Raw genomic sequence first — 26,193 nt, forward strand, 5'->3', positions numbered from 1 at the left:
CACCGTCAAGACACGAATAGATCACCGATGGAGACCGCCCGGCTTCAGCCCGTGGGCGCAACCTGACCGAAACGGTGGTGAATCCGACGTATCCCCGTGCCAGGTTTTGGTTGATCATGGCCGTACTCTTGCGGTAGCCGCTAATGTTGGCCGAGTCGGGGGATCTGGTTCCACTTGCTCGGCCCGAGCGTGCTGACATGACCCGAGTCCACGCAGCTCGGGCTGCGGGCTTCCAATTGGGAATGAAGTCAAGGAGGTTTGGTGCCCGCGCACAGGAAAGCCGCCCGGGGGCCGCAGACCACGGCTCCCCGAATAGGCCGGACGCCTTCCCTCCTCGACCGTTGGCCTTTCCGTCGGAAACTCAACATCCTGGTGATTGTTCCGCTCGCCGTCGTGTCGGCGATGATGGCCTACATCGTCTACTCCGAGATCGGCTTGGCCCGTTCCGCCGCCGACACCGCCCGGCTCGTCCGGGACAGCGCGCAGGTCACCAAGCTCATCGACGGCGTGCAGAGCGAGCACCGGCAGGCGCTCCTCGTCTCCCTGCGCTACGAGGCCGCCCGCCCCGGCGACAAGGCGCCTGACACCTCCTCCTACCTCCAGGCTCAGCAGAAGGTCGCCATCCAGGCAGAGGCCGTACGGTCCATCTACGGGGACCGGCTGCCCGACGCCGAGGCCCAGGCGCTCAAGGAACTGGAGGGCCTCGACAGCCTCCGCAAGACCATCGAAGAGGGGCCGATCCCCGCCGACAACATCGACCCGGCGTACGGATCGGTGATCGAGGGCCTCATCAACGGCCTCGGGCTCGGCCAGTCCGGCGACGAGTCCTCGGAGTCCGCGGGCAATCTGCTCGACGCCCTGCTGCGCGCCGACACCGCCCACGCGTCCTTCGAGACCAGCGTCTTCGCGGCCCGGACCCGGGACCCCAACGCGCTCATCGAGTACACGGGAGCCGTCGGCGACTACGAGCAGTACACCTACCAGGCCGAGCGGTTCACCCGGTTCGCCAGCCAGGAACAGGGTGCCGAACTCGCCTCGATCGAGCACAGCCCCTTCCAGAGCGTCATCGCCCAGCACTACGCCGCCCTCCAGGTCGACCCCAGCGGTCTGGTCGCCGGGAACGCGGCCCAGCTGCGCGCCGCGCTCGGCGACGCGCTGGCCGCCGATCCCACCTACGAGCGCCAGGCGCAGAACCGGCTGAAGATCACCGAGTCGGTCATCCATGAGATCGCCTCCGACACCCAGGAGGCGTCCGGCGACGCCTGGTGGCAGGTGATCTGGCTGGTGTCCGCGAACCTCGCCGCCTTCGCCGCCTGGATCCTCTTCTCCGTGCTGATCCGCCGCTCCGTGGTGCGCACCGTGCGGACCCTCACCGAGGCGGCCCAGCACGTGGCCGCCGCGGCCGAGACCGAGCTCGCCCGGGTCGCGGACGACGACGCCGACGACGCGAGCCCGCCGCGCCTGGAAGCCGTTCCGGTCCCGGTCCGCGACGAGATCGGTGAACTCGCGGAAGCCTTCAACCAGGTGCAGGTCACCGCGACCGCTCTGCTGGAGCGCCAGGTCATCAGCCGCCGCAACATCGCCGAGATGTTCGGCAACGTCGGCCACCGCGTCAGCAACTTGACGGCACGTCAGCTCGCGCTGATCGACTCGGTGGAGCGCGGCGAGACCGACCCCGAGGTACTGGACCGGCTCTACCGCATCGACCACATCGCCGTACGCCTCCAGCGCAACGCCGACAGCCTGATGCTGCTCGCCGGAATCCGCGAGACGGGCCTCAACACCGGGCCCATGCGGCTCAGCAACATCGTCCGTGCCGCGCTCGGCCAGATCGAGGGTTACCAGCGCGTCACCCCGCACGCCGAGGGCGATGTCACCGTCGCCCCCGACATCGTCGGCGACCTCACACTGATGCTCGCGGAACTGCTGGAGAACGCGGTGACGTTCTCCCCGGCGTCCAGCAGCGTCGAAGTCGTCCTGCGCCCCCGGCACGGCTCCGGCGGCGGCGCCCTGATCGAGATCATCGACCACGGTCTCGGAATGAGCGTCGAGCGGCTGGAGGAGGAGAACGCCCGGCTGATCCGCCGCGAACGGCTCGACCTGGCCCCGACGGAGGTCCTCGGCCTCTTCGTGGTCGGCGGTCTGTCCCGGCGCTGGGGCATCGAGGTCGTGCTCACCCGCACCCCGGGCGGCGGTGTCACCGCCACCGTGGCCGTGCCCTCGTCCCATCTGCTGCTCGCCGACCCCACCGGGGCCGCGGCCCGGGCCCCGCACATCCTGCCCCCGCCGCGCCGCTCCGGCGGCACCGAGCCGCGCCCCGCGGCGGTGGATCCGGAGCCCGGCCCCTCGGCCCTGCCTCGCAGGATCCCTGCCCGCGGCCGGGGCACGGAATCCGGCCACACGGGCCGTCAGGAACCGACGGGCGACAGCGGCGTGGGCGGGTACGGCGGCCCCGGCGTCTCGCGGCCCAGGCCGGTCGGCGCATCGGGCGCCACGGCCCCGCGGACCCCGGCGGGTACGGGCGCGGGCGCACGCGAGGCGGCAGGACGCGGTATGCCGCAGGGCGCGGCCGGCGGACCGGGTCCCCAGCGCGGCACCGGCACCGGCCCCAACACGGGTACCGGCACGGGGAGCGGAGTCGGGCGGCCCTCGCGCGGCGCGGGCACCGCTCCCGGCTCCGGCACGGCCCCGTCGACGTCCGGCAGCGCCCCGGCGCGACCGGGAGAGGGTGGCGCCAGTCCGCTGCGGCGGCGGGTGCGCGGCGCGACCCTGCAGGCCACCACCGCCTCGACCCGCCTGCCCAAACAGACCATCACCAACCCGCGGCCGCCCGCCTGGCAGACCGCCGACGCGGAAGCGGCACGATCCGAGATCGACGAGTTCGAGGCCGCCGTCCTGCGGGCCGAGCGCGACAGCGCGGCAGAGGCCCACAGCACCGGCATCGGGTCGGCCCATTCAGGGGGCCGTCCCGACACCTCGAACGAATCCAGCACAGAGAACAACAGACCCTCATTCCCGGAAGGCATGAGCAAGTGACCATGTGGACAGGTGGCCCGGAGTCCGCGGCCGTGGAACCGGCGACGGACGTGAAGACCGCCGCTGCCGACTTCAATTGGCTGCTCAATCGTTTTGCCACCGAGACCGCCGGGGTCGTCGACGTGATCGGTGTGTCCTCCGACGGTCTGCTGATCGCGGTGTCCCAACTGCGCGGCAAGGCGGACTCGGAGCGGCTCGCGGCCATCGTCTCCGGGATCACCAGCCTCGCCATGGGCGCGTCGGGCAACTACGGCCTCGGCGGGCTCAACAAGGTCATCATCGATCTGGAGGAGGGACACGTCCTGGTGTCCGCGCTCGGCGCGGGCGCGGTGCTCGGCGTGGTCGCCTCCAAGGAGGCGAAGCTCGGGAACATCGCGTACGAGATGACCCTCTTCGCCAACCGGGCCGGTGCCGCCCTGAGCCCGCAGCTGGTCATGGAGCTCAAGAACACCGTGGGGATCGCGCCGACCGGTTGACGGTCGGCGGGGGCGTCGCGAAGGCCGGGACGACCCGCGAGGTGAAGGGTGAGGACGAGATGACGGCCGGCGAGCCATCAGCCGCCGACGACGACGTATGGGGAGCGGAGCATCCCCCGTCGATCGTCCGGCCATTCCTGCTGACCGCGGGGCGGATCGCCGGCGGCGGCAGTCTGGTACCGACGATTCCGATCGAGACGCAGGTCGTCGCGACCGAACTCGGGCTGGCCACGCTGGACGCCTTCGTCTTCGACCAGCACCGCGACATCATCACGGTCTGCCGCCAGCCGCAGTCGCTGGCGGAGATCGCGGCGAAACTGCGGATGCATTTGAATGTGATCAGGGTGCTCGCCGACGACCTGCGCGCCGACGGTCAACTGGCCTTGTACGCACCGCAGGCCGACTCCGCCCGCGACGCCACCGTATTGCGAAGGGTTATCGATGGTCTCCGAGCTATCCCCGACTCCCGGGGCGCGATCCGTGAGCGCTGACACCGAGGGTCCCCGGCCGCCGATGCCGGTGAAGATGGTCATCGCGGGCGGTTTCGGCGTGGGCAAGACCACCACGGTGGGCGCCATCTCCGAAATCGAGCCGCTCACCACCGAGGCGTCCATCACCTCGGTCGCCGCGGGCATCGACGACCTCTCCCACACCCCGGAGAAGATGACGACCACCGTCGCCATGGACTTCGGCTGTGTCACGCTCGATCCGACCCTGAAGCTCTATCTGTTCGGGACCCCCGGCCAGGAGCGCTTCGGGTTCATGTGGGACGACCTGGTCGAGGGCGCCCTCGGCGGGCTCGTCATCGTGGACACCCGCCGGCTCGACGACTGCTACGCGGCCGTCGACTACTTCGAACACCGCGAGATCCCCTTCGCGGTGGCCGTCAACGCCTTCGACGGCAAGGTCGAGCACGACCTGAACGACGTACGGTGGGCCCTCGACGTCGGCGACCACGTGCCGCTCACCGTGTTCGACGCCCGCGAGCGCGGGTCGGTCAGGGACGCGCTCCTGGTCGTCCTCGAACACGCGCTGGCGACCGCGGAGCAGTGAACAGAAGAAGAAACAGAAGAAGAAGGGGGGACGGGCCCGGGCCCGTCCCCCCTTCTTTCCTTTCCCTCAAGCCGTACGCCGCCTGCGCACGCCCGGGGAGACCGCGACCCGGGTCACGGCCCAGAACAGCACCAGGACGAGCAGCGCCAGGAGGGCGGTGAGGGCGGCGCCGCCCGCCACCTTCTCGTAGTTGCGCTGGTAGAGGCCGTCCAGGATGTAGCGGCCGACCCCGCCGAGGCTGACATAGGCGGCGATCGTCGCCGTCGACACGATCTGGATCGCCGCCGAGCGCAGGCCGCTGAGGATCAACGGCAGCGCCGTCGGCACCTCGACCTGGAACAGGACCTTCCCCTCCGACATGCCCATACCCCGGGCGGCGTCGACGGGGGAGGGGTCCACAGTACGGATCGCCTCGTAGGTGGTGATGAGGATCGGGGGGATCGCCAGCACCACGAGCGGGATCATCACGGGCACGATGCCGAGGCCCAGCCAGACGAACATCAGCACCAACAGCCCGAAGGTCGGCAGTGCCCGGGCCCCCGAGGACACGAAGGCCAGCGCGTTGCCACCGCGGCCGGTGTGCCCGGTGACCAGGCCGATGGGCAGGCCGATGGCCGCGGCGATCGCGAGCGCCCAGGCGGTGTACTGGACGTGCTCCCACACGCGCTGCGGGATGCCGTCGTAGCCGTGCCAGTGGGACCCGTCGGTGAAGAAGGACTGCATGAAGTTGAGTACGTTCACGAGACGCTCTCCGGTGTGCGCGTGGGGCCCGAGGTCGTGGCCGTGAGGCGCCCGGTCCTGCGGCCGGAGGGCGGCTCCCAGGGGGTGAGCACCCGCCGCAGCAGGACGAGCAGGAAGTCGACCAGGATCGCGAGGACGGCGGTGGTGACCACCGAGGTCACGGCGAGGCGCGGGCGATGGTAGAGCATCGCGCTGGCCAGCAGATTGCCGAGCGCCCCCTGGTTGCCGATCAGCGAGCCGACGCTTGCCAGGCTGATGCTGGAGGCGGTCGCCACCCGCAGGCCGGCCATGATCGCCGGTACCGCGATGGGCAGTTGGACCTGGAAGTAACGGCGTACGGGGCCGATGCCCATCGCCGCGGCGGCGGCGTTCGTCTCCTCGGGGACGGAGCGGATGCCGTCGACGACCGCCGGGACCAGGACGACGAGGCTGTACAGACACAGCGGGATCATCACGGTCAGCTGGCTCAGCCCGGTGTAGTCGATGAGCACCACGAAGAAGGCGATCGACGGGATCGCGTACAGCACCGTGGAGGTCCACAGCACGGGCGGGTAGAGCCAGTCGTAGCGGACGCACAACAGGCCGATCGGCAGCGCCAGCAGGAGACCGGCGAGCACCGGGATCAGCGCTTCCTGCATGTGGATGGCGATCAGACCGGTGTAACTGTGCTGGAGGTCGCTCGGAATGTCGAAGAAGCCGTTCATCGCGCGGCCTTCACCTGCGAAGAGCCCGGCGACGAGTCCTGCGAGGACTCCGCGGCACGCCGCTGCCGGGCCGCGCGGATCGCCGCGGCGACCGTCTCCTGCCCGGCGAGCCCGAGCACCCGCCCCGCCCCGTCCACGGCGACCGCCTGACCGGTGGGCGAGAGCACCGCCCGGTCCAGGGCGACCCGCAGCGAGTCCTTGCCCACCTCGAAGGCCTGCCCGTACGGCTCCAGCGCCTGGACGTCACCCGTCCACACCGTCAGATCGGCCCAGCCCAGCGGCTTTCCGCCCGCGTCGGTGACCAGGACCGTCCCCGCGTCGCCCGGCTGCCCGCCGAGCTGCTGCCAGTCGGTGCCGACCGGGAAGACCCGGGAGCGGTCGAGTTCGAGGTCGCGCGTGGACAGGAACGACAGACCGCGGATGCCCCGGTCGCCGCCGAGGAACTCCTCCACGAACGCGTCGGCGGGCGCCGACAGCAGTTCGTCGGGGGCGGCGAACTGGGCGAGCTTGCCGCCGGTGCGCAGGACGGCGACGCGGTCGCCGATCGTGATGGCCTCGTCCATGTCGTGGGTGACGAACACGATCGCCTTGCCCAGTTCGCCCTGGATGCGCAGCAACTCCTCCTGCAGGCCCCGGCGGACGACCGGGTCGACCGCGGAGAACGGCTCGTCCATCAGCAGGATCGGCGGGTCCGCGGCCAGTGCGCGGGCGACGCCGACGCGCTGCTGCTGGCCGCCGGAGAGCTGGTACGGGTAGCGGCGGGCCATGCTGGGGTCGAGGCCGACCCGTTCCATCAGTTCCGCCGCGCGGGCCCGGGCGCGCTGCTTGGACCAGCCGAGCAGCCGGGGCACCGTGGCGATGTTGTCGAGGATGGTGCGGTGCTGGAAGAGCCCCGCGTTCTGGATGACGTAACCCATGGACTGACGCAGGGCGTTGACCGGCTTGCGCAGGATGTCCTCGCCGTTGACCCGGATCGTGCCGCTGCTGGGCTCGATCATCCGGTTGATCATCCGCAGCGTGGTGGTCTTGCCGCACCCCGAAGGCCCGACGAGCACGGTGATGGAGTGGTTCGGTATCTGCAGGGACAGGCGATCGACGGCCACCGTGCCGTCGGCATATCGCTTGCTGACATCTTCGATGGCTATCAAGCGTCGAAACCCTTCGGGAACGGCTGCGTTCGGACGTGACCGGATCACATGCACGAGGGTGCGTAGTCTAGCCAGTTGGTGCATGTGTTCGGACATCGCAGTGTGGCCGGTTGTGGATGATGCGCAGGTGGAGCGTGCCGCGCTGCGCGAGCCTCTCCGATGACGACGGGCGCTGGGCCGCCCGGGTGATCTCCGGGCGCGGCGGCGCGAAGGCGGCGACATCTCCGGGGAGACTGTCGCCCTCATGCCCTGCCGCCATGGGACCAGGCCCTGTCCCCGCCACAGCCCGGAGAGACCCTCGTGCGATTCCCTTTCCGCCGGGCCGCGCTGGCCGGCGCCGCCGTCCTCGTCGTCTCGACCGCCCCGACCGCACCCGCCGTCGCGGACGACGCGGTCGTCGATCCGGCCCAGTACGTGAACCCGTTCGTCGGTACCGCGCCAGGAGGGGCCGATTTCGGCCACGGCGGCGGAGCCGGAAACACCTTCCCCGGAGCGACGGCACCGCTCGGCGGAGTGCAGTGGAGCCCGGACACGGTGACCTACCAGCACGGCGGGTACGCGTACGGGGACAACCGGATCAGAGGGTTCAGCCTCACCCATATCTCCGGGGCGGGGTGCAAGGACTACGGCAATGTGCCCTTCATGCCGATGCTCGCCGGTGACAGGGCCGGCCGGGCGACCTTCTCGCACGCCAACGAGCAGGCCTCACCCGGCAGTTACCACGTCAACTTCGACAACGGCATCGGCACCGAACTCACCGCCACCCAGCGCTCGGGCATCGCCCGCTTCACCTACCCGGACACCGACGACCGCCCCGCCGCGCTGAGCATCGACGCCGGCAAGGCGTTCAACGCGGCCACCGGCACGGTCGACATCGGCACCGACACCCTGTCCGGCTTCACCGACAGCGGCGGCTTCTGCAAGTCCAAGAACCGCTACCGGCTCTACTTCCACGCCGCCTTCGACCATCCCTTCGCCGAGGCCGCCCACCCGGACGGCAAACCGGGTGCCGCCCACGTCTCCTTCGGACCCGACGTGCGTACGGTCACCGTCCGGGTCGGCGTCTCCTTCGTCAGCGTCGACGGTGCCCGCCGGAACGTCGCCGCCGAGCAGCACACGAACCCGTACGACGAGATCCGCCGGGCCACCCGCGCCCAGTGGAACGACTGGCTAGGCCGCATCGCCGTCGGCGGCGGCACCGACACCCGGCGCCGCGTCTTCTACACCGCCCTTTACCACGCGCTCCTGCACCCCAGCACCCTCAGCGACACCGACGGCCGCTACCCCGGCATGGACGGCGCCATCCACCGCACCCGCCCCGGACACGTTCAGTACGCGAACTTCTCCGGCTGGGACGTCTACCGCTCCCAGGTCCAGCTGCTCGCCCTGCTGGCCCCGCACGAGGCCTCCGACATCGCACAGTCCGTCCTCAACCAGGGCCTCCAGGCGGGCTACTTCGACCGCTGGACCCTCGCCAACGGTGGCACCGGCGTCATGGTCGGCGACCCGCTGCCCGTCATCGCCGCCGCCGTCCACGCCTTCGGCGCCACCGACTTCGACGCCCGCGGCCTGCTGCGCGCCGCCATGGCGGGCCGTAAGGACGAGCGCCAGCGGCCCGGACACGAGCAGTACGACACCGTCGGCTACGTCCCCGCCGGCGCCAAGGGAGTGTGGGGCTCGGCGGCCACCACCCTCGAATACGCCGTCTGCGACTACGCGTTGGCCCAGCTCGCCCACAGTCTGGGCGACACCGCCGCCCACGACACCCTGCTGAAGGCCTCCGGGAACTGGCGCCATCTCTTCAACCCCGCCACCGGTTACCTCCAGCCGCGCGCCGCCGACGGCACCTGGCCGGCCTTCACGCCCGCGCAGACCAAGGAGTATGTCGAGGGCAACGCCGCCCAGTACACCTGGATGGTCCCGCACGACCTGCCCGGCCTGTTCACCCTGATGGGCGGGAACGCCGCCGTCACCAGCCGCCTGGACACCTTCTTCACCCAGCTCAACGCGGGCGGCACCCAGCCCTACGCCTACCTCGGCAACGAGCCCTCCTTCGACACCCCTTGGGCGTACGACTACGCGGGCCGCCCCGACCGCGCCCGCGACACGGTCCGCCGCGCCCTGGCCACCCTGTTCAGCGACCGCCCCGACGGCCTCGTCGGCAACGACGACCTAGGCGCCATGTCCTCCTGGGCCGTCTGGGCGAGCCTGGGCATGTATCCCCAGGCCCCCGGCACCGGCCAACTCGCCCAGGCCGAGCCCGCCTTCCCCTCCATCACCCTGCACCGCCCGGGCAGTCCCAGGATCGTGCTCGCCGCGCCCGACCCCGCGGCCACCAGCCGCGACGTCCGCACGCTCACAGGCGCCGCGCAGGCGCGGAAGAGTTCGTGAACTCGGCTCTGAGAAACCCCTGTTGACGCATCGCCGAGCCGGGGTCGGGGTCGTCAGACGGCGACGACCCCGACCCCCGCCTCCTCGAACCGCCGCACCATCTCCTCACCCACCGCCGCGTCCGTGACCAGGGTGTCCACCGAGTCGGCCGCGCAGATCCGGGCGAAGGCGCGCTGCCCCAGCTTGCTGGAGTCGGCCGCGACGATCACGCGCGCGGCGCGCTCGCACAGCAGCCGGTTGATCGCGGCCTCGGCCTCGTCATGGGCGGCCGCGCCGTGCGCGACGTCGAAGGCGACCACGCCGAGGACGGCGACGTCCATGGTGATCTGGCTGAGTACACCGTCCGCGAGGGGTCCGACCAGCTCGTACGACTGCGGGCGGGCAACCCCGCCGGTCAGCACGATCTTGAACTGGGGGCGTACAGCGAGCTCATTGGCGATGTTGAGCGCGTTCGTCACCACGGTCAGCGCGGGCGAACCCGAGGCCAGATCGGGGCGTACGGCCAGCGCGCGGGCCACCTCGGTGGTGGTCGTGCCGCCGGTCAGGCCCACCGCCTCGCCGGGCGCGATGAGATCGGCCACCGCCTTCGCGATGCGCTGCTTCTCCGAGGCGTGCCGGGCGGTCTTGTAGCGCAGCGGCAGTTCGTACGAGACCCCGTGCACGACCGCGCCGCCCCGGGTGCGCACGAGCATCTGCTGCTCGGCGAGCTGGTCGAAGTCGCGCCGGATCGTCGCGGCCGACACCTCCAGCTCGGCGGCGGCCTGCTCGACCTCCAGCCGGCCCCGCTCCACGAGCAGTTCCAGCAGTGCCTTCCAGCGGGCGTCGCGCGACATCCGCACTCTCCGTTCCTCGATCCTCCGCGACCCTAGCGCACCGGATTCCCGAGCATTCCCGGTGCAGATTTGCTTGATTGTGCTCGAAAGCTAGCTATATCTTGCATGAACGAGCATCAATGGGAGGGGTAGGGCATGACCCATGTCGAGGACGAGCTGAGCAGCCAGCCCGAGTGCTGGATCCGCGCCGCCGAGCAGGCCACGGCACACGGCGGCGCGCTGCCCGCCGTGGGGGAGCGGGTCGCGATCGTGGGGTGCGGGACCTCCTTCTTCATGGCGCAGTCCGCCGCCGCGCTGCGTGAGCACTCAGGGCAGGGCGAGACGGACGCCTTCGCCGCGTCGGAGTTCCCGGACACCCGCGCATACGACCGCGTGGTCGCCCTCACCCGGTCCGGCACCACCACCGAGGTGCTCGAACTCCTCGGGCGGCTGCGTGGACGTACCCGCACGACCGCGATAACCGCCGACCCCGAGACCCCCGTGATGGAGGCAGCGGACGACCTCGTCGTGCTCGACTTCGCGGACGAACGGTCCGTGGTGCAGACCCGGTTCGCGACCACCGCGCTCACCCTGCTCCGCGCCCACCTCGGACTGCACACCGACGCCGTCGTCGCCGACGCGCGCACCGCGCTCGAGACGCCGCTGCCCGAAGGGCTCGTCGACTGCACGCAGTTCACCTTCCTCGGCCGCGGCTGGACCGTCGGGCTCGCCCATGAGGCCGGGCTCAAGATGCGCGAAGCCTCGCTGGCCTGGACCGAGGCCTACCCGGCGATGGAGTACCGGCACGGGCCCATCAGTGTCACCACCGGCTCCACGGCCACCTGGATGTTCGGTGAGGCGCCCGAAGGACTGGCCGAACAGGTACGGGCCACGGGCGCGTTGTGGGTGGCCGGCGCTCTCGACCCGCTCGCCGAGCTCGTGCGCGCCCAGCGGCTCGCGGTCGCCGTCGCCGCGGCCCGCGGACTCGACCCCGACCGGCCGCGCCACCTCACCCGCTCGGTGATCCTCGACCGGACCGCCCACTGAGTCGGCTCGATCACCTGTAGCCAAGGAGGAGTTGTGCCACTCGCAGCCACCGGTGACCTGGTCACCGCCGCGGCCGGGGCGCGGACCGCCGTCGCCGCCTTCAACATCATCACCCTGGAGCACGTCGAGGCCGTCATCGCGGGCGCCGAGTCCGTGGCCGCCCCCGTCGTCCTCCAGGTCAGCGAGAACGCGGTGAAGTTCCGCTACGGCCGGCTGCTCCCGCTGGCCCGCGCCGCCACCGCGGCCGCCGAACGCGCCGCCGTGCCCGTCGCGCTGCACCTCGACCACGTCCAGAGCGACGACCTGCTCCGACAGGCACCCGGCGCCGGATTCAGCTCCGTGATGTACGACGCGGCCCGGCTGCCGTACGAGGAGAACCTCGCCGCCACCCGGGCCGCCGCCGACTGGGCACACACCCAAGATCTCTGGATCGAGGCCGAGTTGGGTGAGGTGGGTGGCAAGGCCGGCCCGGGCGGGCGGGGGAGACGGGCAAAGCCGCCGCTCGAAGCGCACGCGCCAGGCGCCCGCACCGACCCCGCCGAGGCCCGCGCCTTCGTGGCCGACTCCGGCGTGGACGCCCTGGCCGTCGCGATCGGCAGCTCGCACGCGATGACCACGCGCACCGCGGCTCTCGACCACGGCCGGCTCAAGCGGCTGGCCGCGGCCCTCGACGTGCCGCTCGTCCTGCACGGCTCCTCCGGAGTGCCGGACGACGAACTGGCGGCGGCCGTCGCGGGCGGCATCGCCAAGGTCAACGTCGGCACCGCACTGAACATCGCGATGACCGGGGCCATCCGAGAGTTCCTCGCCGCCCGCCCCGAGGCCGTCGACTCCCGCACGTACCTCAGCGTGGGACGGGAGGCGATGGCGCGGACGGTGGCACGGCTCATCGGCGTACTGAGGGCATGACCTCAGGCGGTCTCGATGTCGACCAGCTTCTCGAAGAAGAACTCGTGCTTGAGGAACGACACGTCGTACTCGCCCCCTGGATACGGCGGGATCAGCTGCGCCGCCTGGAACAGCCGCCAGCCGTCCTCCAGGGCATGCACGCCCGACTCGTACGGCGGTTCGTCGCTGTCCCCGGTCGTGGGGGACGTCCGGCCGGTGCCGTCGTAGACAGACCAGCCCACCACCTCCGCGTCCAGGGCGGATGTGGCCAGGTAGAGGACCAAAACCTGCTGACGGATACTCATACGGCGTTCTCCTGAGGGCGGTTGGAGACCCGGGTCACCCAGTGGTCCAGGTCGAAGGAGTCGTCCCCGGTGAGCGAGCGCCACAGCAGGACACGGTTGTAGACCTCGAGGCGACCGGTGGCGGGCTCGTACCACGGGAACGTCGTTGCGAGCTCCTCGGCGACACGCGGGTCGTCGAGGTCCGCGGTGTCCCACAGCCGCCGCTGCCGGACCGTCGGATTGAAGCGGATCTTGAACATATAGCGGACCACATCACTGTCGTTGCGCCGCCCGCCGTGCCACAGGCCATGGTGCAGAAACACCACGGTGCCCGCCGGGCAGGCCAGTCGGCTCTGCCCACGCAGATTCTGGTAGCGCCCGGTGTCCGTTTCGTTGGTGCGCCGCAGATGGCTGCCCGGCACGCTGAGCGTGCCGCCCATGTCGAGGGTGACGTCCTGCGGGTAGTACATCAACTGCACGTCGAAGGCGTCGGTGCGCACATCGATGATCGCGTCGCCGTGCAGCGGCTGCGCCCGCCCCTCGCGCGGCTCGCGGATGTGGACGTAGTGGTGGTCGACGGCGGGGCCGGGTCCGACGAGGCTCCGCAAGGCCCCGGCCACGGCGGGGACTTCTATCAGTCGACGGACGAAGGACCCCTCCGGGTAGGCGTCCGGCACGGTGCTGCCGTACGGCACGTCGGGCATGCCCGCGCGCAGGACCTCCGTTCCCTCGGCATTCATCTCCGGCGGCACCACGGCGTCCAGCCGCAGCGAGCCGTGCGCCACGAAGTGCGCCATCCGGACCGAACTCAGGAGTGTGGCGCCCGTGGTGTGCTCCAGCGTGTTGGTCATGCGACTCACCGTAGGTTCGGCGCCACCGTCGCCGCGTTGGCCCCGCTCACCACTGCTGGTAATTTTTCACCATGCGGGAGACGGAACTGCACCTCGGCGAGCCACCCGCCGTCGTCGACATCGGCGTCGGTGTGCACGGCGTGGCGAGCAGGACGGACGTCTTCCGGTTGCCGGAGCTGTGGCAGCTGCACCTGTACCGGTACGACGCCGAGCTGACCGTCGACGGCACCGCGCACACCATCCGCCCCGGCCGCGTCAGCCTCGTACCGCCCGGTACCACGGTCCGCTACCGCTACCAGGGCCGCTCCGAACACCTCTACGCCCATCTCCGTATCGCCCCCGCGGGCCCGCCCCGCACCGTCCCCGTGATGCAGGACGCGGGACCCGAATTCCCCATGCTTTCCAGCCTGTTGCTGAACGCGATCGCGGCGGCCCCCGGCGCACCCGAGCACACCCGGGCCGAGATCTGGACCGCGCTGTGGCGCCTCGCGCAGCTCACCCCGCCCACCGCCGCGAGCCGGGGCCCGCATCCGGCGGTCGGCACGGCGATCGCGCACATCGAGGCGCAGCTGGCCGCCCCGCTGACGATCCCGGAGATCGCCCGCGCCGCCGGGATCTCCCACAACCACCTCACCCGGCTCTTCCGCGCCGAGACCGGCACCACGGTCGTGGCCTACATCCGCCGCCGCAGACTGGAGCGCGCCCACCATCTGCTGCGCGCCTCGACACTCTCCATCCCGGCGGTCGCCGCCTCCGTCGGCATCCCCGACCTACAGGCCTTCAACAAGGCGTGCCGCCGTGAACTCGGCGCCTCGCCCCGCGTGCTGCGAGGAACGACTTCCTGACGCACCGAGGAGCCCCCGAGCCCGCGCCTTGCGGGACGCTACTTCTTGACGGCCCGCAGGACCACGAACTTCGCGTCGCTCGCCACGAGTTCACTGTTGCCGAAGAGACGGCGCAGCTTCAGGTGATAGCCGAGATGACGGTTGCCGATCACCCACAGCTCGCCGCCCGGCCGCAGTGCACGCCGCGCCCCCGAGAACATCCGCCAGGCCGTGGTGTCCGTCGTCGCCTGGTGCGAGTGGAACGGCGGATTGTTGAGGACGAGGTCCACGCTTCCCGCGGGGACAGCCGCAAGACCGTCGCCGACGCGGAACTCCGCGCTGCCCCCGGTATTCGCCCGGTGCGTCTCCTGCGCCGAGGCGACCGCCTGGTACGACTCGTCCACGAACAGCACCTCGGCCTCCGGATTGGCCAGCGCGATCGCCGTACCGACGACCCCGTTGCCGCAGCCCAGGTCCACGACCTGCTCGGGACCGCGGCTGCGTGGCAGGTGCTGGAGGAAGAAGCGGGTGCCGATGTCGAGCCGGTCGGCACAGAACACGCCCGCGTGGTTGATGACCGTATGGCCGGAGACCGGGCCGATGCCGTCGGGCAGCTGATAGCTGTACGGCCACGGGTTGGGGTCCCGGGCGATCCCCGGGTACGGGGTGCAGAAGATCAGCCGGGCCTTCTTCTCGGCCAGTGAGGTGCGGGTCGGGCCGAGGATCCGCTCGAAGAGGTGCAGCGTCGAGGTGTGGATCTCCTTGACCATGCCCGTGCCGACGACGACCGTGCCCTCGTGTACGCCGGGCGCCAGCCGGTGCAGCTGGTCCTCCAGCAGGGCGAGGCTCTTCGGCACCCGGACGAGCAGCACGTCGATGCGGTCGGGAGGGGTGTCCTGGGTGGTCAGCAGCCGTACCGCAGCCGCCTCGACCCCGTTGCGGGCCAGGTTTGCCCGGGTCGCCTCCTGCGCGAGGAACGAGTCGGTGATCTGCGTCGGCCGGTGCGCCGACAGCGCCGTGGCGAGCGCGCCCCAGCGGTCGCCGACCACCACGACCGACCCGGACAGCGAGGTTCCGCTCTCCGCGAGGTGCCGCAGCAGATAGGTGTCGGCGGCGTCCCAGGCACGGAGCCGGTCGCGGGGGTCCTCGGGGAAGCGGGCCAGCGCGTACTCGGCCCAGGGCGCGGTCATCCGGTCGTTCATCGTGGGTCAAGGCTAGCCGAGCCGCAGCTCAGCCAGGTTCGCACCGGGGCCGGAGCAGATCCGAGCACGGTACGGCCGGGGTGCGCGAGGATGGTGGCATGTCCATGGACGCGGAGCTGTTTCCCCGGAACCGCACGGAGATCGCGCCGGGCGCGGTGCACCTGCCGGACTGGTTGGACCCGGATGCCCAGCGGGAGCTCCTTGAGGCCTGCCGCGAGTGGGCTTGCCCGCCGGCCGGACTGCGTACGGTCCGCACACCCGGCGGCGGCACGATGACCTCCCGGCAGGTCTGCCTCGGCTGGCACTGGTACCCCTACCGGTACGCGCGCACGGTCGTCGACGGCGACGGCACCCCCGTGAAGCCCTTCCCGGCCTGGCTGGACGAGCTCGGCCGCCGCGCGGTGCGGGACGCCCTCGGCCCCGCGGCCGCCAGGGCGCCGTACGACATCGCACTGATCAACTTCTACGACGCCGACGCCCGCATGGGCATGCACCGTGACAGCGACGAGAAGTCGGACGCGCCGGTGGTGTCGCTGAGCCTGGGCGACACGTGCGTCTTCCGGTTCGGGAACACCGAGTCGCGCTCGCGGCCGTACACGGATCTAGAGCTGCGCAGCGGGGACCTGTTCGTGTTCGGCGGGGCCTCCCGGCTCGCCTACCACGGGGTTCCCCGGGTGCACGCCGGCACGGCGCCGCCCGAACTGGGGCTGACCGGCCGTCTGAACGTGACCCTGCGTGTGAGTGGCTTCCAGGTGGCGCCGGACGGGGCACCGCACGATCGGATCATGGGAGACTCGCCCTCATGAACGGCAAGGCGGGCCCCCGGGCGGCGGGGGAAGGGAACACGCGGACGCGGCTGGACCGGGGGCGCGGGGCGCTCGGACCCGCGCTGGAGCTCGTGCACACCGGACGTGCGCCGACGCGAGCCGTGCTCACCGCCGAGCTGGGGGTCACCCGGGCGACCGCGGGCGCGGTGGCCGCGGAGCTGGAGGCACTGGGGCTGATCCGGGTCGACGCGCGGCCCGGCGCGGCGGCCGGTTCGCAGGGGCGGCCCTCGCACCGCCTGGAGGTCGCCGAGGACGGGCCGGTCGCGCTCGCCGCGCAGGTGCACGCCGACGGGTTCCGCGCGGCGCTGGTAGGGCTCGGCGGCCGGATCGTCGCCACCACGCCCAGCTGCGAGACCGTCGACGCCGATCCGGCGAAGGTGCTCGGTTCGGTCGTCGAGGCGGGCGCCGAACTGCTCCACGAGACCGGGCGGCGCTGTGTGGGCGCCGGACTCGCCGTACCGTCCGCCGTCGCCGAACCGGACGGTCTCGCCCTCAACCCACTGCACTTGGCCTGGCCCGCGGGCGCCCCCGTACGCCAGATCTTCGCCGAGCGGGTGCGCGCGGCGGGCATCCAGGGCCCGGCGTTCGCCGCGAACGACATCAACCTCGCCGCCCTCGCCGAGCACCGCCACGGCGCCGGGCGCGGCGCCCGCGACCTGCTGTGCGTGGCCACGGGGCACCGCGGTGTCGGCGGGGCGCTCGTGCTCGACGGCCGCCTGCACACGGGCAGTTCGGGCCTCGCCCTCGAAGTCGGCCACCTCACCGTCAACCCCGAGGGCCGCCCCTGCTACTGCGGCAGCCGCGGCTGTCTCGACGTCGAGGCGGACCCGCTGGCGTTCCTCACCGCGGCGGGCCGCGACCCCGGCCCCGAGGTGTCCCTCCTCCAGCAGGCCAACGACCTGATCCGTACCCGGTACGACGACCCGTCCGTCCGCATGGCCACCGAGGCGCTGATCGACCGCCTCGGCCTCGGACTCGCCGGACTGGTCAACATCCTCAACCCCGACCGGATCATCCTCGGCGGCCTGCACCTCACCCTCCTCGACGCCGACCCCGACCGCCTGCGCGCCGTCGTCGCCGACCGCAGCCTGTGGGGCCAGAGCGGCGGCGTTCCCATCCTCGCCTGCACCCTCGACCACAACACCCTCGTCGGGGCTGCGGAGTTGGCGTGGCAGCCGGTACTGGACGACCCGCCGGCGGCGCTGGCCCTCGAGCCGTCCTGACGACACCTCGGGCGCCGGGCGCATTCGGCGTGTGGGAGCACGAAGGTGTCAACTCCGCGCTCCGGCACATTCGTTACGCGCCGTCAGCGGCCGAGTGCGCCCCCAACGCGCCGCGTGTGGAACCACGGATCTCCCTGCGGCGTTGCGGAGATGACACCGTCTCAGCAGATCGGACCGCGGATCGAGGTCGAGGGCGGTGGGCCGCCGTCCGCCGGGAAGTGCCCATCAGCTCTATCCTCTTTGATGGAGGCATAATGACCGGAGCTGAAAGCTAGGAACTTTCTGTGCATGGCCGGATGGGCTCAGGGTACGTGCGCGGCGAAGGAGCGACGAATGACACCCCCGGTGGATCCGAGTCTCAACCGGCGCAAGCTGCGCCTCGCTCTGCGTCAGGCACGCGAACGTGTGGGCCTGACCCAGCGCGAGGCGGCAGAACGGGTGGAATGGTCGCAGTCGAAACTCATCCGCGTGGAGACGGGCACCGTCAGCGTCTCCGTGAGCGACCTGCGTGCACTGATGACGCTCTACGGCTTGACCGACGACACGGTCGTGGGGGAACTGGAGGAAGCGGCACGGGGAAGCAAGGGGCCCAGCTGGTGGTCCTCCTTCCACGATGTCCTCACCCCCCAGTTCGCCCAGTACTTGGGGTACGAGAGCGCCGCGACCACCCTGCACACGTACCACCCCATCGTCGTCCCCGGGCATCTGCAGACCCGCGACTACGCGTCAGCGCTGCTCGCACCGCGAGGCATCGAGCCCGGCCGGGCCGAGCGCGTGGTCGAGCTGAGAATGGCGCGGCAGAAGAGGATGTTCGAAGGGAACGGGCAGCTCGTCTCCACCTTCGTTCTGGACGAGGCCGCGGTGCGGCGCCAGATCGGGGGGAAGACGGTACTGGCGGGACAGCTGCAGCAACTGCTGGACTTCGGCGCCCGCGACGACGTCAGGATCCGCGTGCTGCCGTTCGAAGCCGGAGCCCACTACAGCACGCTGGGCAGTTTCGTTCTGCTCGGCTTCCCGGACGACGACGACCTGCTGTATCTGGAGCACGCCGCGGGCAGCATGACCGGCGGCGAAGACCTGGAACTGCTGGCGCGTTACCAGGAGTGCTTTGAAACGATCACGGACCTGGCACTCGGTGACGCCGAGTCTCTCGACCTGATCGGCTGCGTCAAGCAAGAGCTCGGCGCCCGCTAGGTCGTCGGCGCCAACTGCCGGTTGTGGAGCCAGGGGAGGACCGACGTGGTCTTCAGGTCGATGTGGCAGCGTCTGCAGGAGTGGGCGCGCACCGACGCGCTCGCGGTGGACCAGGCAAATGGTTTCACCGACGAAGAACTCAAGGCGCAGGTGAGTCAGAACGCGGACCACGCCAAGAACCTCATCGACATAGAGAACGCCCGCGCGGCCAATAAGTTGAAGATGGTCGCGCTGGTCGGCCTGCTGGCCCTCGCGGTGGTCGTCGTGGTGACCGGTGCCGCCCTCTTCGTGGTCGAGGCGGCCGGAGACCTGCATCTTCCCTGGTCGAGCATAGGCACGGCGGTCATGAGCCTGTTCGGCAGCTCAGGTGCCGCCTTCATCGCCTGGCGCGTGCTCCGTGCGCTGCGCGGGCGGCGTGAGGCCGCCGCTAGCGCGGTGAACCCGCGCGAGGGCCGTGCGGAAGACGATCAGAACGCGGTGGGGACGCAGTAGTGGACTGGCCGGCGCGCCACAGTCCCGCGCCGATGGCGACCGCGAGCAGCACGACCACCCACAGAATCCGCTTCGCGACCACGCTGTCAACCAGTAAGGAAGCCGCCGCGGCCGTCACCGTCGCCAGCGCTCCGGCGGAAAGGGAGTACACCACGGCACCGCTCGCAGCGGCGGACCGACGGCGCACATGCTTCTCGTCCTGCCGCATCGCTGATGCCTCGGTGCCCATAAGGCCCCACCCCTCATGCCGTTGGCCCGGTAAGGAAGTCACGGGCCTGCTAACTCTCCTTGCGTCACCGCGCGGAGGAAGTCCGTCCAGACGGGGGTGGCGAAAAACAGCGCGGATCGGGCAGGTGCCTTCGAGTCGCGCGCGAGTACGTGCCCCTCCTGCACGGCCACCTCCACGCACTCGTTCTCATTGCCACAGGCACTGCTCCTACGCCACAAGGGTTGCCCCCCATGCACCACCGCAGTCCTCCCACTCCCCCCGAACCGCCCAGATGGTGCCCGTCGATCGTAGTGGACGGTTGTGCACTACCGCAGGCAAGTACCCCGAAACCCTGGGGTGAGAAACACTTGCGGCACCCGGAAAACTACATAGAGCTACTATTTACGAGGTTAAGGGGATCCGCGGCGATCCCGCCATACCCGATCCGGCCGATATGCCATACGCCGTTGCGGCGGGCTTTACTTGGGGCGGGGCTCGACTTCACCCGTGGCGTGATGGGCCTCGGCCGCGGCGGTCATCGTCCAGCGGGCGTGCGCGTCGAGCGCGTGGAAGCCACCCGCGACCTTGATGAGCCCGGCCCGGACGCCGGACGTGCCGATGCCCGACGTGAGTTCGCAGACGAAGACGTCCGCCGGCTTGCCGCGCAGCTCGGTCAGCGACTCCGGTGTGTAGTGCGCCGCTTGATGCAGTCCCGTCGCGGCGACCACATGGACGCCGGTGTCGCGGGAGAGCAGCGGCAGGTCCGCGGCGCGCCGGCCCAGCCCGTACGGCGTCCACTGCACCACGGTGGCGCCGCCCTGTTCGCGGAACGCGGCCAGTTCGGCCCGGGCGGCGGACGCGTCGCGCAGTTCCTGGCCGGGGAGTTGGGGGCTGCCGAAGAAGAGGTGGTCGTGGGCGTCGCATATCCCGAGGTGCTCGGTCGGCACGTCCCCGAGGACCGTGCGTACCACCGTATGGACCGCCCCGTCGAGGTTCGGAGGGATCGCGCTCACCACTGCCGGCCCCGCGGCAGCCGGTCGCGCCCGGGCGCCGACATGTGCAGCACCTGGAAGACCTCGCCCGGGGCCTTGGGCGTGTCGTGATCCCAGAGCGAGAAGTGCACCAGCTCCCAATGGCGCGGGTCGACGGCGGCCGCCGCGCAGACCGCGCCGTCGAGCGCGGCGAGCCGCTCGGCCTCGGCCATGGCCGCCGCAACCAGGATCTCGGGAAGCAGGCCGCGGCGCCTCACGTACTCCCGCGGAGGTACGCGTACGGCCGCTGGCCGTACGACGACTCGGACCCCCTCCCGGAGCGAGTCTCAAGGCATCGCAACAGCTCCCACCTAGGAGATGACTAGAGATGCAGACCCTGGCGAACTGGGACGGCGGTGGCCCCGGCCCGTGGATCCTGTTCTTCCCGCTGATCTGGGCGGCCGTCGTGATCGGCGTCGTGACGGTCCTGCGCCGTACGGTCTGGCGCGGCCGCCGTGGACCATGGCGCGCGATGGGCGACTCCCACCCGACCGGCGACTCGCCGATCGCCGTGCTCGGCCGGCGCTTCGCCTCCGGCGAGATCGACGAGGACGAGTACTGGCGGCGGCTCTCCGTCCTGGACGAGCAGTTCGGCCGGACGGGCAAGGGAGGAGCGGCATGAGCACCGCTACCGCGACGCGTCATGCCGCGGGTGTCGCCGACGCCGTCAAGGTGTACGGCACCGGCGACACCGCAGTACGGGCCCTGGACGGGGTGAGCGTCGGCTTTCCGGCCGGGCGTTTCACCGCGATCATGGGGCCCTCGGGCTCCGGCAAATCCACCCTGATGCACTGCGCGGCGGGCCTGGACACGCTCACCTCGGGCGCCGCGTTCATCGGCGACACCGAACTGAGCACCCTGGACGACCGCCGCCTCACCCTGCTGCGCCGCGACCGCGTCGGCTTCGTCTTCCAGGCGTTCAACCTGGTCCCGACGCTGACCGTCGCGGAGAACATCACGCTGCCCCTGGACCTCGCCGGGGCCCGCGGTTCCCGTGAGTGGATCGACGCGCTCGTCGACGTCGTGGGCCTGCGCGACCGGCTCCACCACCGCCCCGCGGAACTCTCGGGCGGACAGCAGCAACGCGTCGCCGTGGCACGGGCGTTCGCCGGCCGACCCGATGTCGTCTTCGCCGACGAACCCACCGGCAACCTCGACTCCCGCTCGGGCGAGGAGGTCCTGAACCTCCTCGCCCGAGCGGTGCGCCGGATGGACCGTACGGTCATCATGGTCACCCACGATCCGGTGGCGGCCGCGCACGCCGACGAGGTGGTCTTCCTCGCCGACGGACGCCTCGTGGACCGGATGGAGTCCCCGACCGCCGACAAGGTCCTCGACCGGATGAAGGCCTTCGACGGCAAGGGAGTCCGGGAATGAACGCCGCGCTGCGCATCAGCGTCTCCTCCCTGCGCGCCCACAGACGCCGCTTCGCCGGTACGTTCCTGGCGGTGCTCCTCGGCGTCGCCTTCCTGGCCGGAACACTGGTCATGGGCGACACACTGCGGGCCGGCTTCGACACCATGTTCGGCGACGCGACGAAGGGCACCGACGCGGTCGTCCGCAGCGCGGACGCCATCACGACGCCCGGCGAGAGCCAGGGCGTGCGCCGGCCGGTCGACACCGCCCTGGTCAAAACGGTCGAGCGCGTCCCCGGCGTCGCGGCCGCCGCCCCCGACATCCAGGGCGCGGGCCAGCTCGTCGGCGGCGACGGCAAGCCCATCGGCGGCCAGGGCCCGCCCACCCTCGCCGGCAACTGGATCACCGACCCCAAGCTCAACCCGTACCAACTCGCCGCGGGCCACGCCCCGTCGAAGCCCGGCGAGGTCGTCGTCAACCGAGGGGCCGCGAAGAAGGGCGGCCTGAAGATCGGCGACACGACGACCCTGCGCACCCCCGATCCGGTCAAGGTGAGGATCGTGGGCCTCGCGAGTTTCGGAGGCGAGGACGGCATGGCGCAGGTGACGTTCACCGGGATGACGCAGCCCGATGCCGAGAAGTACCTCACCGCGAAGCCCGGCGAGGCCGCGAGCATCCGGGTGCGGGCGGGCCCCGGGGTCAGCCAGGACACGCTCGTGGCCGACCTGAATCCCGTCCTGCCCAAGGGAGTCGAGGCGATCACCGGCCAGGAGTCGGCGCAGGAGAACACCGACATGATCTCCAGCCAGTTCCTGAACATCTTCACCACCCTCCTGCTCGTCTTCTCCGGCATCGCACTGCTGGTCGCGACCTTCTCCATCCACAACACCTTCGCGATCGTCGTCGCCCAACGCACCCGCGAGAACGCCCTGTTGCGTGCCCTCGGCGCCTCCCGCCGCCAGGTCACCGTGTCGACCCTCGTCGAGGCGAGCGCCGTCGCCGTGACCGCGTCGGCCGCGGGTCTGGCGGGTGGTGTCGGGATCGCCGCCGGGCTCCAGGCCCTCTTCCCCGCCATCGGATTCCCCTTCCCGGGCGGCGACCTGGTGATCAGCGGCCTGTCCCTGCTGCTGCCGCTCGCGGTCGGCGTCGTGGTCTGCCTCGGCTCCGCGCTGCTGCCCGCCGTACGCGCGGGACGCACCGCCCCGCTGGCCGCGTTGCGCGAGACGGCCGTCGACCAGTCCGGGGCCTCACGCGGACGGGCGATCGCCGGCACCGGCCTCGCCGCGCTGGCGGTGGGGACCACCCTGACCGGCGTACTGGCGCATCCGTCGCTGTGGCTCGCGGGCCTCGGCGCCGTCCTGGCCCTCGCCGCCTTCGTGGTTCTGGGGCCCGTCGCGTCGTCGGCCGCCGTACGAGCCCTCGGTGCGCCCCTCGAGGGGCTGCGCGGCGTCACCGGCGGCCTGGCCCGGCGCAACGCGCTGCGCAGCCCGAAGCGGACCGCCGCCACCGCGAGCGCCCTGATGATCGGCGTCGCCGTCGTCTCGCTGTTCACGGTCTTCGGCGCCTCGCTGAAGGCCACCATGGACCAGACGGTCTCCCGGTCGTTCGCGGGCGATGTCGCCGTCAGCTCCCCGTCGTTCGGCGCGGGCGGCAGCGGGCTCAGCCCCAAGCTGGCCCCCGCGATCGCGCGTCAGCCGGCCGTCCGGTACGCGGTCGGTCTGGGCCGCGGGGTCGCCGAAGTCAACGGCAAGGGGCGTGCGCTGACCGTCACCGACCCGGTCACGCTCGGCAAGGTGTTCGACCTCGGTGACGTACGCGGCTCGCTCGGCCACCTGGGCACCGACGGTATCGCCCTCACCAGGAAGGAGGCCGACAAACAGCACCTCACCACCGGCGACACCGCCCGGCTCACCTTCACCGACGGACGACAGGAGAACTTCACCGTCCGCGCGGTCTACGACCGCTCCGAACTCGCGGGCGACTACGTCATCACCCGCGCCGCCTGGGCCCCGCACCGCACCCAGGACTCCGACACGCTCGTCGCCGTCACCTTCAAGGAAGGCGTGGGCACGGCCGACGGCAAGGCGGCGGTGCGGCAGATCGCCGAGCGGTACGGAAATCCCGAGGTGCAGACCCGTGACGAGTACGCGCAAGTCTCGGCCGGCGGCATCGACATGATGCTGACCCTGGTCTACGCGCTGCTCGCCCTCGCGGTGCTGATCGCCCTGCTCGGCATCGCCAACACGCTCACCCTCGCGATCCACGAGCGCACCCGTGAACTCGGTCTGCTGCGGGCGGTCGGGCAGACCCGAGCGCAGCTGCGCGCCATGGTCCGCTGGGAGTCGGTCCTCGTCGCCGCCTTCGGCACGGCGGGTGGACTCGCCCTCGGTGCCTTTCTGGGCTGGGTGCTGGTCAAGGCCTCCGACGGCGCGTCGGACAGCGCCTTCGCCTTCGCGATCCCGCCGGTGCGGCTCGTGGTGGTGGCGCTGGTGGGCCTCGCGGCCGGAGCCCTCGCGGGCCTGAGCCCGGCCCGGCGGGCGGCCCGACTGGACGTGCTGCGCGCCATCGCCACGGAGTGACGTACGACGCAAGGACGTACGAGGTGGAGGTCACCGCCCGGTCAGCCGGCAACGGCGGACCGGGCGGGAGCGCGTTCGGGCCTGCGGCCGTCGAGGGGGTCGAGGGCGTCGGCGGAGTGCCGGTGCGGGGCCCTGTGGGTCGTGTGGTAAGGCGCGAGGACGGACGTCGCCCCCGTGGGCGCGGGCGCCGGAAGCGTGAACCACACGACCTTGCCCGACTCGCCGTCCGGGCGCACGCCCCAGCTCTCGCTGACCGCGGCGACCATCGCGAGACCGCGACCGCAGGTTTCCGTGGCGTCCACGTCCCGTACCTCGGGCAGGCGGGGGTCGTGGTCGTGCACCGAGACCGTGAGCCGGTCGAGCAGCAGCTCGATCTCCACGGTGCACAGCTTGTCCGGCTGGGCGTGTCGGTGCACGTTGGTCAGCAGCTCGGTCACGCCGAGTGCGGCCCGGTCTATCAAGGGGTCCAGATGCCAGTAGCGCAACTGCGCAGAGACGATTCTGCGGACCTGGCCGATCCGCGACGGCAGGGCTTGGAGCTCCACCGTGCAATGCCTGCTTGGCTGGCTGATCACGGCTGCGACTCCCCGAATTGAGGTCCGGAAGAAGACGGAGATCGGATCCAGCAGAGTGGCTGAGTGGAACGGCCGCCTGCTGCGGTGACCGGCGGGCTGGTTCGCAGCGTTATCGCCGGTAAACCCAGAGTGATGATGTGGGAACAGCGTGACTCAGGGGGTGCGGTCCTGCAACTCGCGGTGCGGTCGGCTCCGGCTCGAGCCGTCGCGGGGTGCGGGGCGGGTGCCTCGCGTGGGCTGTGGCGTCCTGCGAGCCCGGGCTCGTGCGCCGTCCGTGGCTGGTTGCGAACGGAGGGCATCCGTGTCGGCCGTGGCTGGTCGCAAGCCGGGGGCTGTCGTGCCGGGCGTCGCCGGCGTGCGAGCCGGTGGCTTCCCGGTCGGTCCTCGCTGGTTGCGGGGCTGAGCTCTACGGCGTTGGCCTTCACGGGGTGCAAGCCCGCGGCTCGCGTCAGCCGTCGCCGACTGCGGGCCGAGGGCTCCCGCGTCGGTCCTCGCTGTTGCGGGCCGGGGGTTCTCATGCGGGGCGTCGCCGGCGTGGGAGCCGGTGGTTTCCCCGTGGGCCCCGCTGGTGGTTGGCGAGGACTCCTGCGCCGACGGTCGCTGGGTGCGAACCGGGGGCTCCCGCGCCGGCAGGCGTCGGTGGCCAACCGTGGGTTCTCGTGCCGAGTAGTGCCGGTTGCGAGCCTCGGGTGCCGGTGTCGGCCCTCGCCGGCGGCGGACCGAAGGCTCCTGCCTCGGGCGCCCCTCGGCCGTCTCAGCCGTTGCGTCCCGCCGCCTTGCGGACCGCCTCGATGAACCGGCGTGCCGACGGCGGCCCCGGCTTGCCGGGGGCGGGGTCGTGCTCGCCGAGCGTGAGCGAGTAGCGCGTGCCGTTGACGTCCGCCAGCGCCCGGTCCTCGGGCGCGAACCACGGTTTCGACGCCCGCACCGCCTGCACCGGCGCACTGTCGATCTCGCTCCCGTAACTCGTGAGCAGCTGCAACCTGCCCTCGCTGATCCGGACCTGTCCGGCCCGGGTCAGCGAACGCAACCTCTTCCCGATCCGCACGCCCGTGGCCGCGAACTCCGGCTCCGCCATGATGCCCCGCCCCCTTGTGCGTTCGGCTGTGCTCTGCTCCGGATCCCGCGCGGTTCGTGATCCGGTGTGTGCGACCGCTCCGGGAGCGTCGTCCCGTGCGGTGCGGTGGGACGCGGGCCGCGTCCCATGCGGTGCAGTCTGCCTGCAGGCAGCGGCGAGCACCAGTGCGCATG

General features: G+C 71.4%; 25 protein-coding genes and 2 pseudogenes. 15 read left to right on the forward strand and 12 right to left on the reverse strand.

Annotated features, from left to right (window positions below; translation table 11 throughout):
* The first annotated feature begins 261 nt into the window (after nucleotides 1-261).
* Genes OG747_RS43340 through OG747_RS43355 form a run of 4 tightly spaced genes read left to right on the forward strand, consistent with a single transcriptional unit; the run spans nucleotide 262 to nucleotide 4,565 of the window.
* Nucleotides 262-3,036, forward strand: a complete 2,775-nt coding sequence (locus OG747_RS43340) for an ATP-binding protein (RefSeq protein WP_405884829.1) — start codon at nucleotides 262-264, stop codon at nucleotides 3,034-3,036.
* 2 nt (nucleotides 3,037-3,038) lie between these two features.
* Nucleotides 3,039-3,512: a roadblock/LC7 domain-containing protein gene (locus OG747_RS43345; protein WP_405885997.1), complete on the forward strand. Its 474-nt coding sequence runs from the start codon at nucleotides 3,039-3,041 to the stop codon at nucleotides 3,510-3,512.
* 59 nt (nucleotides 3,513-3,571) lie between these two features.
* On the forward strand, nucleotides 3,572-4,003 hold the full coding sequence (locus tag OG747_RS43350) for a DUF742 domain-containing protein (protein ID WP_405885999.1): 432 nt from the start codon (nucleotides 3,572-3,574) through the stop codon (nucleotides 4,001-4,003).
* Entirely contained in the window at nucleotides 3,954-4,565 is a 612-nt protein-coding gene (locus tag OG747_RS43355; protein ID WP_266426118.1) for an ATP/GTP-binding protein, read from the forward strand. Before OG747_RS43350 ends, OG747_RS43355 begins: the two co-directional genes overlap by 50 nt.
* A 66-nt stretch (nucleotides 4,566-4,631) precedes the next feature.
* Here OG747_RS43355 and OG747_RS43360 read toward each other — a convergent pair whose 3' ends face one another.
* Genes OG747_RS43360 through OG747_RS43370 form a run of 3 tightly spaced genes read right to left on the reverse strand, consistent with a single transcriptional unit; the run spans nucleotide 4,632 to nucleotide 7,158 of the window.
* The gene (locus OG747_RS43360; protein WP_405884830.1) at nucleotides 4,632-5,306 is read right to left on the reverse strand and encodes an ABC transporter permease; all 675 of its coding nucleotides are present in this window, start codon (nucleotides 5,304-5,306) and stop codon (nucleotides 4,632-4,634) included.
* Nucleotides 5,303-6,010 carry an ABC transporter permease gene (locus OG747_RS43365; RefSeq protein ID WP_405884831.1) on the reverse strand — a complete coding sequence of 236 codons (708 nt, stop codon included), beginning with the start codon at nucleotides 6,008-6,010 and terminating at the stop codon, nucleotides 5,303-5,305. The genes OG747_RS43360 and OG747_RS43365 overlap by 4 nt, the downstream gene beginning before the upstream one ends.
* Nucleotides 6,007-7,158 carry an ABC transporter ATP-binding protein gene (locus tag OG747_RS43370; protein ID WP_405884832.1) on the reverse strand — a complete coding sequence of 384 codons (1,152 nt, stop codon included), beginning with the start codon at nucleotides 7,156-7,158 and terminating at the stop codon, nucleotides 6,007-6,009. Before OG747_RS43370 ends, OG747_RS43365 begins: the two co-directional genes overlap by 4 nt.
* 300 nt (nucleotides 7,159-7,458) lie before the next feature.
* On the opposite strand from OG747_RS43370, the gene OG747_RS43375 reads away from it, so the two are divergent.
* A complete protein-coding gene (locus OG747_RS43375) occupies nucleotides 7,459-9,549 on the forward strand; it encodes a GH92 family glycosyl hydrolase (protein ID WP_405884833.1) in 2,091 nt (696 codons plus the stop codon).
* Between the two features lie 53 nt (nucleotides 9,550-9,602).
* Here OG747_RS43375 and OG747_RS43380 read toward each other — a convergent pair whose 3' ends face one another.
* Entirely contained in the window at nucleotides 9,603-10,382 is a 780-nt protein-coding gene (locus OG747_RS43380) for a DeoR/GlpR family DNA-binding transcription regulator (protein ID WP_405884834.1), read from the reverse strand.
* A gap of 135 nt (nucleotides 10,383-10,517) precedes the next feature.
* Here OG747_RS43380 and OG747_RS43385 point away from each other — a divergent pair, with 135 nt between their 5' ends.
* Nucleotides 10,518-11,408, forward strand: a complete 891-nt coding sequence (locus OG747_RS43385) for an SIS domain-containing protein (RefSeq protein WP_405884836.1) — start codon at nucleotides 10,518-10,520, stop codon at nucleotides 11,406-11,408.
* Between the two features lie 33 nt (nucleotides 11,409-11,441).
* On the forward strand, nucleotides 11,442-12,317 hold the full coding sequence (locus OG747_RS43390) for a ketose-bisphosphate aldolase (protein ID WP_405884837.1): 876 nt from the start codon (nucleotides 11,442-11,444) through the stop codon (nucleotides 12,315-12,317).
* A 2-nt stretch (nucleotides 12,318-12,319) separates the two neighbouring features.
* On the opposite strand, the gene OG747_RS43395 is transcribed toward OG747_RS43390, so the two are convergent.
* Nucleotides 12,320-12,595 (reverse strand): hypothetical protein, encoded by a 276-nt coding sequence (locus OG747_RS43395; protein WP_405886001.1) that lies wholly within the window; start codon nucleotides 12,593-12,595, stop codon nucleotides 12,320-12,322.
* A 2-nt stretch (nucleotides 12,596-12,597) separates the two neighbouring features.
* Nucleotides 12,598-13,431: a phytanoyl-CoA dioxygenase family protein gene (locus tag OG747_RS43400; RefSeq protein ID WP_405884838.1), complete on the reverse strand. Its 834-nt coding sequence runs from the start codon at nucleotides 13,429-13,431 to the stop codon at nucleotides 12,598-12,600.
* Between the two features lie 71 nt (nucleotides 13,432-13,502).
* Between OG747_RS43400 and OG747_RS43405 the strand changes: the two genes are divergently transcribed.
* A complete protein-coding gene (locus OG747_RS43405) occupies nucleotides 13,503-14,276 on the forward strand; it encodes a helix-turn-helix domain-containing protein (protein WP_405884840.1) in 774 nt (257 codons plus the stop codon).
* 38 nt (nucleotides 14,277-14,314) lie between these two features.
* Here OG747_RS43405 and OG747_RS43410 read toward each other — a convergent pair whose 3' ends face one another.
* Nucleotides 14,315-15,445, reverse strand: coding sequence for a methyltransferase (locus OG747_RS43410; protein ID WP_405884841.1), 1,131 nt, complete (start codon nucleotides 15,443-15,445; stop codon nucleotides 14,315-14,317).
* Nucleotides 15,446-15,561: 116 nt separating this feature from the next.
* Here OG747_RS43410 and OG747_RS43415 point away from each other — a divergent pair, with 116 nt between their 5' ends.
* The 4 genes from OG747_RS43415 (at nucleotide 15,562) to OG747_RS43430 (ending at nucleotide 19,193) form a co-directional block, all read left to right on the forward strand.
* Nucleotides 15,562-16,263, forward strand: a complete 702-nt coding sequence (locus tag OG747_RS43415; RefSeq protein WP_405886003.1) for an alpha-ketoglutarate-dependent dioxygenase AlkB family protein — start codon at nucleotides 15,562-15,564, stop codon at nucleotides 16,261-16,263.
* On the forward strand, nucleotides 16,260-17,507 hold the full coding sequence (locus OG747_RS43420; protein ID WP_405884842.1) for an ROK family protein: 1,248 nt from the start codon (nucleotides 16,260-16,262) through the stop codon (nucleotides 17,505-17,507). Before OG747_RS43415 ends, OG747_RS43420 begins: the two co-directional genes overlap by 4 nt.
* A 333-nt stretch (nucleotides 17,508-17,840) precedes the next feature.
* Entirely contained in the window at nucleotides 17,841-18,701 is an 861-nt protein-coding gene (locus OG747_RS43425) for a helix-turn-helix domain-containing protein (RefSeq protein ID WP_405884843.1), read from the forward strand.
* A gap of 45 nt (nucleotides 18,702-18,746) precedes the next feature.
* Entirely contained in the window at nucleotides 18,747-19,193 is a 447-nt protein-coding gene (locus OG747_RS43430) for a hypothetical protein (protein ID WP_405884844.1), read from the forward strand.
* Between the two features lie 267 nt (nucleotides 19,194-19,460).
* Here the strand turns inward: OG747_RS43430 and OG747_RS43435 are convergent, their stop codons facing one another.
* From OG747_RS43435 to OG747_RS43445, 3 genes and pseudogenes are all read right to left on the reverse strand, one after another.
* Complete coding sequence (locus tag OG747_RS43435) at nucleotides 19,461-19,661, reverse strand: DUF397 domain-containing protein (protein WP_405884845.1); 201 nt, start codon at nucleotides 19,659-19,661, stop codon at nucleotides 19,461-19,463.
* A 243-nt stretch (nucleotides 19,662-19,904) separates the two neighbouring features.
* A pseudogene (locus tag OG747_RS43440) lies at nucleotides 19,905-20,327 on the reverse strand (phosphotriesterase); the annotation flags it as partial.
* A gap of 83 nt (nucleotides 20,328-20,410) precedes the next feature.
* A pseudogene (locus tag OG747_RS43445) lies at nucleotides 20,411-20,665 on the reverse strand (DUF4865 family protein); the annotation flags it as partial.
* A 95-nt stretch (nucleotides 20,666-20,760) separates the two neighbouring features.
* Between OG747_RS43445 and OG747_RS43450 the strand changes: the two are divergent.
* Genes OG747_RS43450 through OG747_RS43460 form a run of 3 tightly spaced genes read left to right on the forward strand, consistent with a single transcriptional unit; the run spans nucleotide 20,761 to nucleotide 24,367 of the window.
* Nucleotides 20,761-21,054 carry an SHOCT domain-containing protein gene (locus OG747_RS43450; RefSeq protein WP_405884846.1) on the forward strand — a complete coding sequence of 98 codons (294 nt, stop codon included), beginning with the start codon at nucleotides 20,761-20,763 and terminating at the stop codon, nucleotides 21,052-21,054.
* Complete coding sequence (locus OG747_RS43455) at nucleotides 21,051-21,809, forward strand: ABC transporter ATP-binding protein (RefSeq protein WP_405884848.1); 759 nt, start codon at nucleotides 21,051-21,053, stop codon at nucleotides 21,807-21,809. Before OG747_RS43450 ends, OG747_RS43455 begins: the two co-directional genes overlap by 4 nt.
* Nucleotides 21,806-24,367: an ABC transporter permease gene (locus tag OG747_RS43460; RefSeq protein ID WP_405884850.1), complete on the forward strand. Its 2,562-nt coding sequence runs from the start codon at nucleotides 21,806-21,808 to the stop codon at nucleotides 24,365-24,367. Before OG747_RS43455 ends, OG747_RS43460 begins: the two co-directional genes overlap by 4 nt.
* A 41-nt stretch (nucleotides 24,368-24,408) precedes the next feature.
* Here the strand turns inward: OG747_RS43460 and OG747_RS43465 are convergent, their stop codons facing one another.
* Together OG747_RS43465 and OG747_RS43470 are read right to left on the reverse strand one after the other, a co-directional pair.
* The gene (locus OG747_RS43465; protein WP_405884851.1) at nucleotides 24,409-24,942 is read right to left on the reverse strand and encodes an ATP-binding protein; all 534 of its coding nucleotides are present in this window, start codon (nucleotides 24,940-24,942) and stop codon (nucleotides 24,409-24,411) included.
* Nucleotides 24,943-25,696: 754 nt separating this feature from the next.
* A complete protein-coding gene (locus OG747_RS43470; protein WP_405884853.1) occupies nucleotides 25,697-26,020 on the reverse strand; it encodes a hypothetical protein in 324 nt (107 codons plus the stop codon).
* Nucleotides 26,021-26,193: the final 173 nt, after the last annotated feature.

It is taken from the genome of Streptomyces sp. NBC_01384, assembly GCF_045040035.1.
In the GTDB taxonomy this organism is placed as follows: domain Bacteria; phylum Actinomycetota; class Actinomycetes; order Streptomycetales; family Streptomycetaceae; genus Streptomyces.